This is a genomic window from Pseudomonas sp. TSO6 (assembly GCF_056098905.1).
In genome coordinates, this window is record NZ_JBLZWV010000040.1 from 60,750 (window position 1) to 77,875 (window position 17,126).

10 protein-coding genes and 1 pseudogene are annotated in these 17,126 nt (G+C 63.0%); 5 read left to right on the forward strand and 6 right to left on the reverse strand.

The features are described from left to right. The first annotated feature begins 202 nt into the window (after positions 1–202). Both ACN6NG_RS18450 and ACN6NG_RS18455 read left to right on the forward strand, forming a co-directional pair. On the forward strand, positions 203–610 hold the full coding sequence (locus tag ACN6NG_RS18450) for a VOC family protein (protein ID WP_063422911.1): 408 nt from the start codon (positions 203–205) through the stop codon (positions 608–610). Between the two features lie 9 nt (positions 611–619). Beyond that, positions 620–1,188 (forward strand): annotated as a pseudogene (locus ACN6NG_RS18455) (hypothetical protein). 124 nt (positions 1,189–1,312) lie between these two features. Here ACN6NG_RS18455 and ACN6NG_RS18460 read toward each other — a convergent pair. From ACN6NG_RS18460 to ACN6NG_RS18480, 5 genes are all read right to left on the reverse strand, one after another. Beyond that, positions 1,313–2,986 (reverse strand): MFS transporter, encoded by a 1,674-nt coding sequence (locus ACN6NG_RS18460; protein WP_063422909.1) that lies wholly within the window; start codon positions 2,984–2,986, stop codon positions 1,313–1,315. 50 nt (positions 2,987–3,036) lie between these two features. Further along, positions 3,037–3,270 carry a hypothetical protein gene (locus ACN6NG_RS18465; RefSeq protein ID WP_155737816.1) on the reverse strand — a complete coding sequence of 78 codons (234 nt, stop codon included), beginning with the start codon at positions 3,268–3,270 and terminating at the stop codon, positions 3,037–3,039. Between the two features lie 75 nt (positions 3,271–3,345). Next, positions 3,346–4,125: an alpha/beta fold hydrolase gene (locus ACN6NG_RS18470; RefSeq protein WP_063422908.1), complete on the reverse strand. Its 780-nt coding sequence runs from the start codon at positions 4,123–4,125 to the stop codon at positions 3,346–3,348. Further along, positions 4,122–4,541, reverse strand: coding sequence for a VOC family protein (locus ACN6NG_RS18475; protein WP_063422907.1), 420 nt, complete (start codon positions 4,539–4,541; stop codon positions 4,122–4,124). Before ACN6NG_RS18475 ends, ACN6NG_RS18470 begins: the two co-directional genes overlap by 4 nt. Positions 4,542–4,616: 75 nt before the next feature. After that, positions 4,617–5,543 (reverse strand): alpha/beta fold hydrolase, encoded by a 927-nt coding sequence (locus ACN6NG_RS18480; RefSeq protein WP_016500352.1) that lies wholly within the window; start codon positions 5,541–5,543, stop codon positions 4,617–4,619. 275 nt (positions 5,544–5,818) lie between these two features. On the opposite strand from ACN6NG_RS18480, the gene ACN6NG_RS18485 reads away from it, so the two are divergent. Then, positions 5,819–10,615, forward strand: a complete 4,797-nt coding sequence (locus ACN6NG_RS18485; RefSeq protein ID WP_474315407.1) for an NEL-type E3 ubiquitin ligase domain-containing protein — start codon at positions 5,819–5,821, stop codon at positions 10,613–10,615. Between the two features lie 7 nt (positions 10,616–10,622). On the opposite strand, the gene ACN6NG_RS18490 is transcribed toward ACN6NG_RS18485, so the two are convergent. Then, entirely contained in the window at positions 10,623–13,139 is a 2,517-nt protein-coding gene (locus tag ACN6NG_RS18490) for a UvrD-helicase domain-containing protein (protein ID WP_063422905.1), read from the reverse strand. 175 nt (positions 13,140–13,314) lie between these two features. Between ACN6NG_RS18490 and ACN6NG_RS18495 the strand changes: the two genes are divergently transcribed. Together ACN6NG_RS18495 and ACN6NG_RS18500 are read left to right on the forward strand one after the other, a co-directional pair. After that, on the forward strand, positions 13,315–14,013 hold the full coding sequence (locus tag ACN6NG_RS18495; protein WP_049275402.1) for a pirin family protein: 699 nt from the start codon (positions 13,315–13,317) through the stop codon (positions 14,011–14,013). A 258-nt stretch (positions 14,014–14,271) separates the two neighbouring features. After that, a complete protein-coding gene (locus ACN6NG_RS18500) occupies positions 14,272–17,043 on the forward strand; it encodes an amino acid adenylation domain-containing protein (protein ID WP_474315411.1) in 2,772 nt (923 codons plus the stop codon). Positions 17,044–17,126: the final 83 nt, after the last annotated feature.

Below are 17,126 nucleotides of genomic sequence, written 5' to 3' on the forward strand. Positions count from 1 at the left end.
ACGCCGTTTTGGGCGCGCAGGGATCATGCCTGACACTTTAACCCCGCTGGCTGGCGGACGGGGGCCGGGTGATGAAGGATTTACCTATGGCTTGAGCAGTTTTTTTGTAGAGCGATCGCCCGAGCCCGGGAACAGCTGCTGGCCAAATACTCCCGAACGTCTTTACTGATACCCAACGGCCTCAGCATTACGGTGTACGCCTATGAAGATCGTGGTCACCAGCATTCTTGTCGACGACCAGGCCAAGGCCCTGGCCTTCTACCACTACGTACTCGGTTTCGAGCCCAGGCACGACATCCCCATGGGCCGGCACCGCTGGCTGACGCTGACCTCCCCCAACGATCCCAACGGCGTCGAGCTGTTGCTGGAGCCCGACGCGCACCCGGCGTCCAAGGTGTACAAGGCCGCGCTCAAGCAGGATGGCATCCCCGCCACCTCGTTTGGCGTGCGCGATATACAGGCCGAATACACCCGCCTCTGCGCGGCGGGCGTGCAATTCACCCAGCCGCCCACCGACATTGGCCCCGTCACCGTGGCCGTGTTCGATGACACCTGTGGCAACCTGATCCAGATCGCCCAGAAACACAGACAGCCCCACGCGCACCAATAAGGAAAACAGATGCGCCACGAATTCAGCGAAGTACTGAACGACCTGGTCGATTACTTTCTGCTTGGCGATATCCAGTTGCTCGAACGTTTCAAGCAGGAGCATGAGCTACCGGACGACCTCGCCTACGCCTTTACCCATGGTGACATCGGCGACAAGGCGGTACGCGAAGGCGTCGTGCTGCCGCTGGCGGGGTCGACAACCTGCCCTACCGCATTCTGTTCACCCTCGATGGCCATACCCCGGCCCTGCGCGAAGCTGGCAGCCGCCTGAAGCACCGGCGTAATGGCTATGTTTTGCGGGTCGAGCACGGTGCGCTGATGCTGTACACCTGGCGCATCCTGCAGCACTTCACACCCAAGACCCTGGGTGACCTGATTGCCCGCTACCAGGTGCCGGGGCGGCCGATCATCGAGCTGGACAATGGCTGGTATGACGTGGAGGTACTGGCGGGGGCGCTGGTGCGCGACGGGTTGTACGAGCCGGCGTTCGAGTTCGTGCTGAAGAAGCGCTGGGGCCGGGGTGAGGCGGCGCAGGTGGATACCGGGTACGCCTTTGGCCTGCGCGGCTACTTCGATTGATTAATGGGCTGTACCGGCCTCTTAGCGGGCTCGCCCGCTCCCACAGGTACAACACAGGCCGTGAAATCTGTGTTGTATCTGTGGGAGCGGGCGAGCCCGCGAAGAGGCCGGCACAGCTGCCCCATCAGTTGATATCCCGGTCCTTGGTCTCGGGCAGGAACAGGATCCCCAACACCGCCGTCATTACCGCGATCACGATCGGGTACCACAAGCCGTAATAGATATCCCCGGTCGCCGCCACCATGGCGAACGCAACCGTCGGCAGGAAGCCGCCGAACCAGCCATTACCGATGTGGTAAGGCAGCGACATCGAGGTGTAGCGGATACGCGCCGGGAACAGCTCCACCAGCCAGGCGGCGATAGGCCCATAGACCATGGTCACGTAGATCACCAGGATGGTCAGCAACAGCAGCACCATCGGGTAGTGGATCTTCGCCGGGTCAGCCTTTTCCGGGTAGCCTGCTTCTTTCAACGCACCACTCAAGGTGGCGGTAAACGCCTCGCTCCGCACTTTGAAGTCCGCTGCGGCCATGCTGCTGCCTTCAAAGCTCGGCAGCACCCGCTCACCAATACGAATCTGCGCCACGCTGCCAGGTTCGGCCGCCTGGTTGGTATAGGGAATGGCGCGCTTGGCCAGCAGGCTCTTGGCAATGTCGCAGGAGCTGGTGAATTTGGCCTTGCCCACCGGGTCGAACTGGAACGCGCACTGGCCAGGGTCAGCCACCACCACGACCGGGTTCTGCTCCTGGGCGACGAACACATCCGGGTTGCCGTACTCGGTCAACGCCTTGAAGATCGGGAAATAGGTCAGCGCAGCGATGATGCAGCCGGCCATGATGATCTTCTTGCGGCCAATGCGGTCGGACAGGCTACCGAAGAAGATGAAGAACGGCGTGCCGATCAGCAACGAGCCGGCAATCAGCAGGTTGGCCGTCTGCGGCTCGATCTTGAGCATCTGCAACAGGAAGAACAGCGCATAGAACTGCCCGGTGTACCAGACCACGGCCTGCCCGGCGGTGCCGCCCAGCAGCGACATGATCACCACCTTGAGGTTGTCCCAGCGGGCGAACGACTCGGTCAGCGGTGCCTTGGATGCCTTGCCCTCGGTCTTCATCTTCAGGAACACCGGCGACTCGTTGAGCTGCATACGGATGTACACCGAGATTGCCAGCAACAGGATCGACAGCAGGAACGGTACCCGCCAGCCCCAGGCCTCGAACACCTCGGTACCCATGACCGTGCGACAGGTCATGATCACCAGCAGCGACAGGAACAGCCCCAGGGTCGCGGTGGTCTGGATCCAGGCGGTAAAGAAGCCGCGTCGGCCCTTGGGCGCATGTTCGGCCACATAGGTGGCCGCGCCGCCGTACTCGCCACCCAGGGCCAGGCCCTGCAGCAAACGCAAGGTGACCAGGATGATCGGCGCGGCCACGCCAATCGTGGTGTAGCTTGGTAGCAGGCCCACCAGTGCCGTAGACAGGCCCATGATGACGATGGTGATGAGGAAGGTGTGCTTGCGCCCGATCATGTCGCCCAGGCGACCGAACACGATAGCTCCGAACGGCCGTACGGCAAAACCGGCAGCGAAGGCCAGCAAGGCGAAGATGAACGAGGTGGTTTCATTGACGCCGGCAAAGAAGTGCCTGGCGATGATCGCGGCCAGTGAACCATACAGGTAGAAGTCGTACCATTCGAACACCGTGCCCAGGGACGAGGCGAAGATGACCTTGCGCTCCTCCTTGGTAATGCCGCGTTGGGGCGCGCTACTGCCCGTGGATGCGCTGTCGATAACCGCCATAGGTTGCCTCCGTCTTGTCGTCAGGCAGGCCGGAGCACCTCACAACCACTTCACCGTCGCACCCAGGCCCTGGGGCTTGCTTTGGTTGCGCGAAGCACGACGAGGCGGGCCGCCTCGGATCGCAGCAAGGTAAATGAAGCATAATCGGGATTGCCGGGATATCCACCCGCCTGGCCATGCACAAGAGGGCGGCATGAACGATACGGCATCACCGGGTGGGCTGCCAATGACAGTGCTGCGGCAATGAAACCAATGAAGAACAGTGCGGCGTAGAGGGTGCGCATGCAGAAGCTGTAGCGGCACATCACGGACTTTTGTGGGAGCGCCAGCCGTCAAGACCGACTATGTCCGCAAAGGCATCACCGCAAAAACCGTGCGACCGCCTTCAATACTGCCTCCGCCTGCTCCCGATGCGGCACATGCCCGCACCCTTGCAGCAACTGCATCGCCGCCGGCCCGCCCGCCAGCGCCACCAGTCGCTCGGGGTGCGCGGGCGAGCCAAACTCGTCGTCATCGCCATGCAGGCTCAACAAAGGGCAGCGCACCTGCGCCAACGCAGCATCCAGGTTCCAGTCGGCAAAGTCCTCGGACAGCCAGTTGTCCACCCAGGCGCGCAGCACCCATTCGGCCTTGTTGCCGTGGTAGCGTTGCAGCCGTTGCAACTGCCCGGGCTCGGCAAACTGCAGGTCGGCTGCGCGAATGCCTTCAAGGGTGCGTGCTTCGACAAACGCCTGTGCCGACTCGGTAATCAGCCCCACACACTGGCTGGCGAAGGCCGCCGCGCAGGCCACGGCCATGCCGCCGCCGACGCTGTGACCAAACACAATGAAATCACTGATGCCGAAATACGTGCGCAGCGCCGCGAAACCCTGCTGTGCCTCGCGCTCGACAAAGCCCAGGCGCAAACTGCCCGGATGCGCGTCCGAACGGCCAAAGCCCAAGCGGTCGTAGGCGATTACCCGGTGCCCGGTGGCTTGCGCCAACTGCGCTGGGAAGTCGCGCCACAACGCCACACACCCCAGCGAATCATGCAGCAGGACAATGGGCGCCCCCTGTGCCTGCAACGGCGTCCAATCCTGGGCGAACAACTTGCCTTGCGCGGTGTCGACCCAGTGCTCGCGCATGTGCAGGTCGCTCATACCGCCTCCGCTACCGGCCCCTTCAACTCGACCTGGTTGCCATCCGGGTCAAAGCAGTACAGCGAAAGCCCCTCGCCTTCAGCGCCATAGCGCTTTTCTGCCGGTTCCACTTTTACCCCGGCAGCTTCAAGGTAGGCGATCAAGGCGGCCTCGTCGAACGGCTCGATACGCAGGCAGAAATGGTGCAGGTTGCGCCCTTCCAGCCCCGGCGCCGCCCCGCCTGGCCGCCCCAGCGGGCCGTCCAGGGTCACCAGGTCGATCATCGCCGTGCCCGTGGCCAGGTGCACCATGCCCAGGTCTTCGCGCACGCGGCTGACATGGCAACCGAGCAGCTCGGTGTAGAAGGCAACACTGCGCGGCAGGTCGCTGACCCGCAAAACAAGATGATCTATGTGCTTGATAGCGAACGGTCGCATACCGGGCTCCTTGTGCCGTGAGTGCGAATAGTTTCGCCACCATAGCCCAGCTTCGCCCGGAGTGAACAGAACCAGCTACTCGTTTACCAAGCGTTGCAGCACGCCCCCTTCATGGTGCGCCAGGATCCGCAGCAGCTGGTCGACCAGCGCCCGGTCCGGGGCATCCAGGTGGAAGTGGTGCCCGCCGGGGTGCCAGGAAACCTTGGCATGGCTGGGCAAGGCTGCCTGACGCCGGGTAAAAGCCTCGCCGGTGAATGCCCCTTGACGGCCGAACAGCAGGTACAGCGGGCAGCGGATCTGGTTGAGCAGGTCGCATGCGTCGCGCTCGGTCAGCGGCATGGGTTCGGGCAACACCAGCCGCGGGTCGTGGCGCCAGCAATAGCCATCGCCCAGTTGCAGCAGGTCGCGCAACGCCAGCAGCCGTGCGGCACCTTCCGACAGTTCGGTGTCAAGGCGCTCGCGCCGTTGCGCCAGGGCGGTGTCAAGGTCGTCGAAGCGGCCGACGTCCGGCTCGGCAAAGCCCGGCAGCTGGCTGCGCTGGACCATACGCTTGAGCCGGTAAGCCCGCGCCAGGTGCTGCACGCGGTCATCCTCGGCCACCGTGAACGGTGCCCCCATGCCGTCGAGGAAGGTCATGCTGGCAATGCCACTGGTCATGGCCGCCAGTAGCGACGCCACACCGGTGCCCATGCCATGGGCCAGCACATGGAATTGCGCCAGGCCCAGGCTGTCGGTCACCGCCAGCATGTCTTCGGCATGCTCCCACAGGTAATAGCCACTGTCGCGGCGGCGATGGTCCGAACGGCCATGGCCGACCAGGTCGGGGGCCACCACAAAGCAACCGTCCAGCATCGGTGCCAGGCGTTCGAACGAGGCAGCGTTATCCAGCCAGCCATGCAAGGCCAGGACGGGAATACCGTCTTCGGCGCCCCAGGTGCGGACCGCTATTTCAATACCATCGAGGTCGAGCAGGTGATCTTTCGGACTGCACAGCGAACGCATTGCAATTCTCCTTGGCTGAAGCCTGCAACATGACCTGCCTCACCCTCTCGCAGATGCTCCCTCGCTGCCAGCCCCCCACCGACCCGCGCATACGCAGGACCGACCGCGGCCAACAACTATCTACCGCACCCCGACGCCTTGATCAGCGTGGACTATCTCCTTCCACAAAAGAGATGGTGACCATGACAACCCCGACACCGTTACATCAAAGCCAGATAACCCGATCGTTACCGAAATGGAGCAAGGCGCTTCAACCCACGCATACACGCAAAGTGGTGCAGAGCCTGTACAAGGAGTACCTCGATGAAGATGGCGCCCCTTACTCGTGGTATGCCACTGCCGATGGGCCAATGCGTGAGCAGTTGCACAACGCGTTGCAAACCCGTAACAAACGGCTGGCGCAAGTCAAAAAGGCGCTAGGCGAGTTCAAGGACATCATCGCGTTCTGCGGCCCTCTGTTGACCGAGCGGTTGAAGCTGAATGTGCCTGTAGACAGGGCGCAGTATGTGTTCCAGCCCTTTGAGTCAGAGGCCAACATCTGGGTCGGCGTTCCCGATGTGGAAACGCCTTTGGTACCGGACGTGGAAGCGGACGTGCTGGCCACCCGCCCCGTAGGCCAGCCGCAAACACGCAGCTTGCTGGAGGCTGCCCTGCACAACTTCGAGGGGCTGGACGAAGTCGGCCCCTACAGCAGGCTCACCAACGCCCCAGGCAGCGACACGCCCCTGGCAGGCCTGACGATGGCGGACTTCGTCAGGCATTGTCGGGCGCTGGACCTTGGCAAACGCTATCAAGACCATTTGCTTGCAACCCATGAAGGAGCCAATCGCGCTGAAATCCAGCGCCTGTCGATTGCAGCGAACCGTGAGGCCTTGAGGGTCCAGGCATTGATCGCCAAACTCAAAGGCCTGCTGAGCCAGGCCGGGCTCGATGCACTTGGGCAACTGTGCGACGGCAACCCTCACCCCACCTATGAAAACGAGGCGTTGCATTGTTGGCACTTCAACCTGTTCGATATACCCGTCCATGAAATGCTGTTCATCGGGCCAGACAATCCTGACCGGACAAACCCCTGCGTCCTGTATATGCCTGGCGACAGCGAGCACCCTATAAGGGAGTTTGCTTCTCGCCAGGAAGCCGGCAAACACCTGCGTAGCCGCCTGTTGCAAAGCGAGTTTCGCCAAAGCGTGGTGCATTTCGCCTACAAAGACAGGCAAAGGGAACTGGCCGACAAACTGGAACATGCGCTGTTCGAGCAGGATGAAGCAGGCATACGCAAACCCAGAAAAATGCCCGTAATCCCCTTCACCCTCTCGCCAATCAGAACCGACCCTTGGGCGACCGTGTACAACGCCCACCTTGCGCGGATGAAAGCCGACGCAAGAACCATTGCGGTCCCCACCGCCGAGGTCGACGCCAGGGCACGCGACAAGCGACTGAAGCACTGGCTCGAGTTGGGCATGAATGTGCTGAACGTCGCTGCGTTTTTCGTGCCCGGGTTGAACACAGTCATGCTCGGCGTTTTCGCTTACGACCTGATGGGCTCGGTTTTCACCGGGTTCGAGGCGTGGGAAGAAGGCGATACCCGGGAAGCACTGGCGCAAGTGGAATCGTTGGCAATCAATGCGGCAGTGATTGCCGGCTTTGCTACCGGCGCCAAGCTCGTCCAGGCGTCAGGCTTTGTCGATGCGCTGACGAGTGTGTGGCATGAAGACAAAGAAGTGCTCTGGCACCCCGACATGACGCCCTATGCGAGCACAACGGTGATCCCTGATGGGGCCCAACCCGACTTGCTCGGCCATGTGCACATCGATGGGAAGACCTTTCTCCAGCTGGATGGGACGCTGTACGAAGTGTTTCAGGACGCAGACCAGCAATGGTACGTGCGCCACCCCGAGGATGCACAGGCCTATGCCCCACGCTTGCTCCACCACGGTAATGCCCGCTGGCAACTGGCTCATGAGCAGCCTCTGGAATGGGACCGCGAACAGCTCATGCGCCGCCTTGGCGACCATAGCGCAGGCCTGGACGACAGCGAACTGGACCATGCCATGCGCGGTACCGGTACCGATCCAGACGTGCTGCGCCGCGCTCAGGCAGGGGGCCTGCGCCCACCCGCTTTGTTGATCGACGCGCTGCAGCGCTTGCAACTGGACAATCAAACTCAACAGATCATCAACTGCGTACGCCATGGGTTGCCGCTGGCTGCGTACAAGAACTTCGCCTTGCCTGAGTTGCTGCGCCTGCCGGGGTGGCCCGAGGGGAACGTGCTGAAGGTTTACCAAGGGCCAGAACCCTGGGGCGAATCTGTGCGCTACGGCCCCCCGCACACGCTGGGCCAAGTGGACATCGAAATTACCCGTACCGACCTCGACAATGGCCAGCTGAGCCAGACCGTGCTGGATCAGATGGATGAAGGAGCCATTGAGCAGTTGCTAGGTGACACACCCGCCGAGCACCGATCGCACGCGCTGAACAACAAGCTCGCGCAACACCTGGAACAGCATCGCGAGGCGCTGTTCGAGAGCCTGCTAGAAAAACCCCGTCCCACACGCCCAGCAACCGCACAAACCCTCGCCCGGCAGTTTCCCGGGCTACCGGACAGCGCGCTTGAAGAACTGCTTGCCAACATCAGCAACGCCGAACGGCAACGCCTGACAAACGGGCGGGTGCCGCTTCGCATTGCCGAGGAAGCTCGCCTTCTGCAAGCTCGAGTGCGACTTGACCGCGCCATCCTCGGTATTTTCAGGACCAGCCTGGCCAACGACGACAGCCTGCGCCTACAACAGGCGCTGCAAGCCGAACACCCGCAGGCTGACCCTGCCCAGTTGCTGGAACTCGCCCTCGGCGATCGCCAGCACTGCGCCTCACTGCTCGGCCAGCAACCCATCAATCCCAGGTTCCGCTCCCCCTTGCGATTGGCCAACGGCCAGCTTGGCTATCCCCTGAGCGGCCGTGGCTTGCAAGGGCGAGCCTTGCCGGCCGCGCGAAGACTTCGGGCACTCTACCCCGAACTCAGCAGCCAGGACATCAGCGCGCTGCAAACCGAACTTGCCCAGGGAGGCGACCTGGGTAGTGCAATCAGCCAATTGGAAGCCGAGCAGCGCACGCTTAACCGCGATCTGAACCGCTGGGTCAGCACCTCACGCACCCTTGAAGAACGCTTTGATCGCCAGCAATTCACCGAGCGACTGATGAGTGCTTCGCGCCGTGAAGGCGGCGCGCAACGCGCAGTGCTGGAGCTGAGCCAGATGCAACTGGAAGCGCTGCCAGCGTTCACTGCCCGTATGCCGCATATCCGGCAACTCGTCCTTGATGGGTTGCAGATGCGACGCCTGGAGGGTGGCTTCCTGGCAAACTTCCCTGACCTGGACACCCTGGAAATCATCGGTAACCCGGAGATGGACGCTGAAGCATTGTTCGAGGCGCTCAAGTCTGCACCACGGCTACGCGAACTGGGCCTGACAGGCAATGGCCTGACTACCCTTTCAGCCACTGCTCAGCAGGCCATTGGGGCGATGCCTGGCCTGCGGGTGCTCGGCCTCAGCCGTAACCGGCTGCAGCTCGATAATGCCAGCTTGGCCTTCCTGACGCGTTTGCCCCTGGATGGACTTGGGCTGGGCCACAACCAGATCACACTTGATGAGAGCCTTGCCGTCCAGTTTCAGGACATGATCCATCCCAAGGTATTGCACCTGTCGGGCAACCCACTGCGGCTGGCGCCAGACCTGCGCTTCATGGCCCGCCTCAGCCACCTGGACCTTGACCGCTGCGAACTGCAGCAATGGCCCGACAGCCTGACAATCCTCATGAGCCAGCCCCAGTACCAGCTGCGCTATCTGAACCTCTCCTCCAACCGCATTCGTACCCTGCCAGACTTGCCAAGTGTACTACGCACCCCGTTCGCCCGCGATGTCGCCGCTCGCTTGCCTGAGCGCCGCTGGCTGTTCAACTACAACACGCTGGAAGCCGAGGCACGTGCGCGCTTGGGCAGCAGTGGCGTCAATGTATTCGAGCACGCCGAAGACGTCTCCCCGTGGCAAGGCTTTTTCCGTGACGGGGCAAGCAGTGCCGAAGAGCAGCTGTGGAGCAATCTGTTTGATCAAGGTGAAAACGCAGCTTTGCTGGGGGTACTCGAGCGTCTTGCCCAGTCGGCAGAAGCGCGGCGTGATGCCCAGGCCCTGGGGGCGCGTGTATGGGACCTGCTGGATGCCGCTGCCCACGACACCGTGTTGCGCGAACGCCTCGCGACAGTCGCCGGGGACTTCCCCCCAACCTGCGGCGACGCAGGTGCCGACGCATTCAGTGCCTTGGAGATAGAAGTGCTGGCCCACGACGCTGCCGGCCATGCCGGTAGTCGGCCGGCCGATCTACTGAACCTGTATCGAAAGTTGTATCGTCGCGATCAGGTCAATCAACTGGCGGACCGCATCAGCTGGAAACGGTCCTTGCGCCAGCAGGCGCTACTGAATGATGGTTTCGATGAAGGCCTACCCTCATACGATGTGCTCGACGAACCCTCTGCCTTTCCGGACTCCGCCCTGGCAACCGGGCTGGTGGACGATATCGAGCTGCGCCTGGCCTTGCGCCAGTCCTTGGCTACCGTGCTGGACTACCCTGAGCCGAGCAGCGGCATGCTGTACCGCAGCACGGCCAGGATCAACCAGACAATCATCGACAAGGTGAAAGCTGCGGTCCTTGAACTGGATACGGATGCCACCGCTCGAGAGCAATGGTTGACCCAGCAACCGGGCTGGGTCGAGTACTTGAAACGAGAGCATGCGGCACAGTTCAGCCTGATAACCAACTTCTGGCGGCCAGGCCTTGACTACCTCTATTACTGCCTGGATGAAACCGCCGACCCAGTGACATCCCTGGACAGCTCTGTGCGACGAGCCTTGGCCAGGGTCATGCCTGAAAGCCCGGTGGATGCCGAGGGCAGGCTGCGTCGCGTCGCGCTCAACGAGCAGCAGTATCGCCAAGGCGTGGACGCGCTGACTGCTGAGCAGCAGCAGGTTGAAACCGGTCTGCTGATCAGCCTCACCCGCCAGACGCAAACAATCGGCCGCTGAGCCCCACTCACTGTCCGCGCAGGTCTTCGAAGAAGGCCTGCCTGCCATCCACCCGGCCGGACGCCCGTGGGGCCGCTGCGGCGTCACCACTGGCGGCCTCCACGTGCCAATAGCAGTGCTGCACCGCGCGGGTCACCGCCACGTAGGCCAGGCGCTGCACTTCTTCCTTCTGCGCCGTATCGAACGGTTGGGCATCCCCGGCCTTGCCCAGACCCGCCTGGCGGTACACCTGGTTCTTGTAGGGCGAGCTGGTCAGGTACTGGCAGTCGCCCAGCATGAACACCGCATCGGCCTGCAGGCCCTTGGCACTGTGGTAGGTCAACTGACGCAGCCGGCGCTGCTCGGCCGGCAACGCCGCCTCGGCATGCAGCACACTCTGCAGGTGCTCGCTCATCAAGGCCCTGTCGCTGCCCTTGCGGTACAGCATCATGACCGTCTCACCCCGTTGGTAGTGCTCGATCAGTGTTTCACCCAAGGCGGCCTCGTCACGGTCGAACACCTTGACCGCAGAGCCCGGCAATTCGGCTGCCGGGCCACTGGCGCGGGCTTTCTTGCCGGCAATCGCCGGGGTGCCTTTGACCAGGTGCTCGGCCGCGTCGATCACCTGCTGCTGGCAACGGTAGTTGTCGACCAGCATCACCCGCGTGTTGGCCGGCGACGGGAAAGCTTTAGTGAATTCCATGAAGTACTTGGGCGAACTGCCCCGCCAGCCATAGATCGACTGCCAGTCGTCCCCCACACACAGCAGCGACGAATGCTGGGCATGGCGCCCGGTGTGCATGGTCGGGCCACGTCGGCGGATTTCAGCCAGGCTGGCGCGCAGCCAGCTGACGATCTGCGGCGACACGTCCTGGAACTCGTCGATCATCAGGTGCGCCAGAGGCCGCAACAACGGGTCGGGCAGCAGTTGCAGGTTTTCCGGGTTGTTCTCGCTGAACAGGGCGAACATGCGGTTGTAGCTCATCACCGGCGGCGACTGGTCCAGCAGGTGTGCTTCCAGGGCCTTCCAGTACAGGGCCAGGGCCTCGAAGAACAAGGCATCGCTGTCGCCGGACGGGAAGCTCATCGCCGCCACCGCGTTGTTCACGTCCAGGCCAAGGTTCTCGATGAAGTTGGCCGCGCCGACAAAGGCGTCCAGCAACGGCGCCGGTGCCAGTTCGCCCTTGACCTTGTACTCGAACCCCGGGCCGGCAACGGCATCGCCAGCCAACGAGGCCGCCAAGCGGCGGGCCATGGCGTAGTTGTCGAGCCAGATCAGCGGCCGGTCGCAGAAGGCCTGCAACAAGGTTCGTTTTACCGCCCACTCGGCACGCACCGCCAACTTGGCACCGGGGCGCTGGTACTGCGCGCTTTCAGCCGGGTCGAAGCCCAGCACCACCAACGGCCCCTGGCCACCCAGGCGGCCATGCACATGGAAGCGGCTGCCACGGATGTCGACAGTTTCGCGGCAAGGCTCGATGCCCTTGATCGGCCAGGCGCCGGCGGCGAACCACAGGTCCTCGATTACGTCGCACAGTTCTTCGTCGCGCTGGGCGGCCAACTGGGTCACCTGTGCGCGCTTCTGCACGTCAGGGTTGTTCGGGTCCAGTGGTTTGAGTTGCAAGGCTTCGCTGCGCAACAGGCCGACCAGTTCGGCAAAACGTGGGCTCTCACCCAGCACGCTGCTATAGCACTGGTTCAGTTGCTGGCGCTGGGCATCGTTCAGGCGCAGGTCGAACGGGTTGCTGTCGGCCTCGGCCTCGCGCCCGGCAGGCATCTCGTTGCCCAGCGTCTCGAAGGCGCGCACCTGGCCGAAGCCCGGCAGGCTGCGTACCAGCGGCAGGATGCGCGAATGGAAGGTACGCACCAGTTCGCGGGCCTGCACCGGTTGCAGGCTGATCTGCCACAGGGCGAATACCTGCACCAGGCGCTTGATGAAGTCCTTGCGCGACTCGCGGGTGAACGTGACCACGGTCATCGCATCCAGCTCGTAACCCAGATAATGGCGCAGCAGCAGGATGCGCAAAACCAGCGACGTGGACTTGCCTGCCCCGGCGCCGGCCACCACACAGGTGGACGGGGTGTCACTGAAGATCAGCTTCCACTGCGCGGCGCTGGGTTGCGCCTCGGCGGGCAGGCGTTGGGCGACGTCGGTTTTGAAGCGCTTTTTCAGCTCGGCTGTCAACGGCAGGCGCCAGTCGTCGAACAGGTTGTCGTCCTGACCGGGCACGGCAGCGATGTCAGGCCGGGTATCGCGGATCACCAGCACCTGGCGCCCGGCTTCGTAACCCTCCACCCGCCCGCGGTCGAACCCTTCACGCACGCCATCGGCATGGCCACTGCGCTGGCCGGTCGCGTGGCCGAGGAACCAGGAGTCACGGTGCTGGGCTTGCAGACGGGTCAGGCCACGCCCCAGCAGGCGGGCGGCCAGGCGGCGAAACCAGGGCAATTGCGCGGGTGGGGTAAGGTCGGCGGGGGCCTGGGGTTGCTCGTGGGCCACGGTCACTCCGTTGAAAAACAAAAACAGCTGGCATGTTCGCCGCATCGACGGAAAATCGCCAGCGAATGCTTGCAGATCAGTAGATTAGGCGATGAAGCGAATAAAGCAGGGCAGTAATTTACATCGAACAATATGATCGTTTTAAGCCGATATTTACGCTTATTTTCGATGTTTCATTGGCGCATCATGGCGTCATTCCACTGATTCAAGGAGCACGACCATGCTGCAACTACGACCCTTTGAAGGCCTCGGCCACGCCAACCACGGCTGGCTCGATGCCCACCACCATTTCTCATTCGCCGAATACTACGACCCGGCGCGCATGCACTGGGGCAACCTGCGGGTATGGAACGACGACCTGATCGCGGCTGGCAACGGCTTCCCGCCGCACCCGCACCGCGACATGGAAATTATCACCTATGTGCGTGAAGGCGCGATCAGCCACCAGGACAGCCTGGGTAACAAAGGCCGTACCGAAGCCGGTGACGTGCAGGTGATGAGCGCCGGTACCGGTATCGTGCACAGCGAGTACAATCTGGAAGACGTCGATACGCGTATTTTCCAGATCTGGATCGTGCCTGAGCGCACGGGTGAAGCACCGCAGTGGGGCAGCCGGCCGTTTCCCAAAGGGGAGCGTGGCGAAGGCTTCGTGACCCTGGCCAGCGGCCGTGCCGGTGATGAAGACAGCCTGCAGATTCGCACCGATGCGCGACTGGTAGCTGCCACTTTGCGTGCAGGTGAAACCGCCGAGTACCGCTTCGATGCCGCACGCCGGGGTTACCTGGTGCCGGCCAAGGGGCTGGTGGACGTCAACGGGCTGCGTGCCAAGGCACGGGACGGTGTAGCGATCGAGCAGGAAGACGTGCTGCGGGTGACCGCCATCGAGGACAGCGAGATCGTGCTGGTGGATGTGGCCTGATGGATCGGGCTGGTGCAGGCTGCCTTGCAATACCTGTACTGGCCTCATCGCCGGCAAGCCAGCTCCCACAGGCACCGAACAGGTTTCGGGCCCACGCCATATTTGTGGGAGCCGCCTTGTGTCACGAAAGCGGCGCGCAGCGCACCCGACTGTCGACAAGCACCTCCCAATCCCGCTGAACATTGGCGCCATCGGCCACCCTGCACTAGCGTTGTGCTACCAGCCAGCCCCAACGTTCATGCGGAGCCCTCACCCATCATGCCGGACCTGCGCCCGAACCCAACGCTGCGCCTGGAGTACTGTGCCGACCAGCCGATTCACCACGCCTTCCTCGAGCAGGCCGGCCGCTGCCCGGATGCCACCGCCATCCTTGCCCGGCACACCAGCTGCAGCTATGCCCAACTGGCGCAGATAAGCCAGGGCATTGCCGCGTTTCTGGTAGAAAACGCTGCCAGTGGCACCGATCGTGTGGTCATCGTCGCCAGCCGCAGCGCCGCCCTGGTGTACGCCATGCTCGGCTGCCTGCGTGCCGGCCTGGCCTTTACCGTGGCCGACGCTGCATACCCTACCGCGCGCATCGGGCAGATCATCCGTACACTGGCGCCTGCCGTCGTCCTGCGCTGTGGTAATGCATCCCTCGACGCCTCCGGCCCCATTGTGGTTACGGTGCCGCAAGCCCCCGCCGAGGCACTGCAAGCCTTTCCCTGGCAACAGGTCGCGCTGCCCAGCGTCAACCCCGAGCAACCGGCGTACATCACCTTCACCTCGGGCAGCACCGGTGAACCCAAGGGTATCGTTACTCACCACGCGCCGCTGGTGCACTTCATCGACTGGCATGTGCGCCAGCATGGCTTTACCCAGGCTGATACTTTCTCCCTGCTTTCCGGTCTGGGCCACGACCCGGTATACCGCGACGTGTTCACGCCCCTGTCGATTGGCGCGACCATCGCCTGCCCCGCCCAGCCGACCCTGACCGACCCGTCACAGCTGGCAGGCTGGATTCAACAGCACGGCGTGAGCGTAATCCACCTCACCCCGCCGCTGGGCAAGCTGATCGAGACCGGCGCACACATGAATGGCCAGGTACTCGATCAACTGCGCTACCTGTTCTGGGGCGGCGATGCGCTCAGCCCGGCGCTGTACCAGCAGATCCGCGCCATTGCGCCCTGTGCTGTCAGTGTCAACTTCTATGGCACCACGGAAACGCCACAAGCCATGGCCTTCCATGCCCTCTCCCCTGACTGGGACAGTTCACGGGTGCCCTTGGGCAAAGGTATCGCCAATGCGCAGTTGCTGGTGGTCAACGCGGCCAACCAGCTGGTCAGCGTGGGCGAAACCGGTGAAATCCTCATCCGCAGCCCCTATCTGTCGCAGGGTTACTGGGGCGACCCGGCGCTGACCGAGGCCAAGTTCATCGTCAACCCGTTCACCGGGGACGCAGGCGACCGCTGTTACCGCACCGGTGACCTGGGCACCTACCTGGCCGATGGCAACGCCAGTTTCCTGGGGCGCGGTGACAGCCAGGTGAAAATCCGTGGCCACCGCATCGAGCTGGCGGAAATCGAGAACGCCATCACCCGTCACCCCCACATCGGCCAATGCGTGGTCGTGGCCAACCACGACAGCGCGTCGATCCGGCTGGTGGCCTATTGCGTTTGTCAAAAGCCCACCAGCGCCGATGAACTGCGCCAGGCGCTCGCCGGCCAGCTGCCGGACTACATGGTGCCGGCGCTGTTCATGTTCCTCGAGGCCCTGCCGCTCACCCCTAACGGCAAAGTGGACAAACGCGCCTTGCCTGCGCCATTTGACGACAGCGCCAGCCTTCCCTTGTCCCCCTTGGCGGAAAAACTGAGCACGGCCTGGGCGCGCATCCTCCAGGTACCGCGCCTGGACGCCAGGTTGAGCTTTGTCGAACTGGGCGGCGACTCGCTGTCGTTCGTGCAAGCCTCGCGGGTGCTGGAGGAGCTGATCGGCCACCTGCCGCAGCGCTGGGAAACGCTGCCGGTGTGCCAGCTGGCCGAGCTGAATGCGCCCCCGAAAAGCGCGTGGCGGGTGATGGAGATGCCGGTGTTCGTGCGGATGCTGGCCATCATCCTGATCGTGGTCGGCCACCTGAGCGAGTTCGACCATTGGTTGATCGTCGGGGAAACATCGGTGCTGTTCCTGGTCTCCGGCATCAGCCTGGCGCGGTTCCAGCTCAAAGCCATCGAAGAGCGTGGCGATGCGCGCACGCTGCTCAGGTCGCTGACGGCCATCGTGGTGCCCACACTGTTGTACACCGCGCTGATCCAGCTGGTGTTCGACCGGTTGCACTGGCAATCGCTGCTGCTGGTGTCCAACTGGTTCCCGGCCAGCGAGGTCAGCCTGTTCAATTACTGGTACATCGAAGTGCTGGTACAGATGATCCTGATCATCGGTGTGGTGCTGTCCATCCGGCGCGTGCGCCAAGCCGTCCTCGCCGACCCGTTCCGCTGCCTGATCATTGCGGCCTGTGCGCTGGTGGCGCTGGATGTGCTGCTCAGCCGCTTCGTGTTCGACGCCAGTGCGCTGCTCAACCGGGTACCGCAGCACTTTCTGGCGGTCATGGTGCTGGGCATGGCCGTGCACCATGCTGATACCACCGCGCGCAAGTGGGTGGCCAGCGCGGTGGCCGTGCTGGTGGTCGGCGAGCTGGACCTGATGGCGGTTGCCGGCGTTGGCTGGGAGGCTTTCTCGCGTTATATCGATATCGCCCTGCCGGCGATGCTGGCCCTTATCTGGTTCCGCTCGGTGCCAGTGCCCGCCCTGGTAGCACGGGGCGGCGCGGTCATCGCATCGTCAACCTTGTTCATCTACCTGACGCATTTCCAGTTCCAGTCGCTGGCGGACCATATCGTCAGGCACCCGCTGTTCGAGGTCGCCCTGGCACTCGCCGGAGGGGTACTGGTGGGTTACTGCTGGAACACCCTGTTGCGTCTGCTGTTTACGCGATGGAACAAGCAAAACCAGGCGCGTGGAGCCGATGCGGCCGAGCGTGCTACCTCTGCTTGAGCTGACTTGCCGGCAATGGCGCTGCGATTGCAAACCCTGAAACACTCTGCCTAAAATGCGAACCATTAACATTTGTAAACATT

Coding starts and splice junctions, on each gene's coding strand:
- ACN6NG_RS18450 (WP_063422911.1), top strand. CDS start 203: ATGAAGATCGTGGTCACCAGCATTCTTGTCGACGACCAGGCCAAGGCC.
- ACN6NG_RS18460 (WP_063422909.1), bottom strand. CDS start 2,986: ATGGCGGTTATCGACAGCGCATCCACGGGCAGTAGCGCGCCCCAACGC.
- ACN6NG_RS18465 (WP_155737816.1), bottom strand. CDS start 3,270: ATGCGCACCCTCTACGCCGCACTGTTCTTCATTGGTTTCATTGCCGCA.
- ACN6NG_RS18470 (WP_063422908.1), bottom strand. CDS start 4,125: ATGAGCGACCTGCACATGCGCGAGCACTGGGTCGACACCGCGCAAGGC.
- ACN6NG_RS18475 (WP_063422907.1), bottom strand. CDS start 4,541: ATGCGACCGTTCGCTATCAAGCACATAGATCATCTTGTTTTGCGGGTC.
- ACN6NG_RS18480 (WP_016500352.1), bottom strand. CDS start 5,543: ATGCGTTCGCTGTGCAGTCCGAAAGATCACCTGCTCGACCTCGATGGT.
- ACN6NG_RS18490 (WP_063422905.1), bottom strand. CDS start 13,139: ATGCGGCGAACATGCCAGCTGTTTTTGTTTTTCAACGGAGTGACCGTG.
- ACN6NG_RS18495 (WP_049275402.1), top strand. CDS start 13,315: ATGCTGCAACTACGACCCTTTGAAGGCCTCGGCCACGCCAACCACGGC.
- ACN6NG_RS18500 (WP_474315411.1), top strand. CDS start 14,272: ATGCCGGACCTGCGCCCGAACCCAACGCTGCGCCTGGAGTACTGTGCC.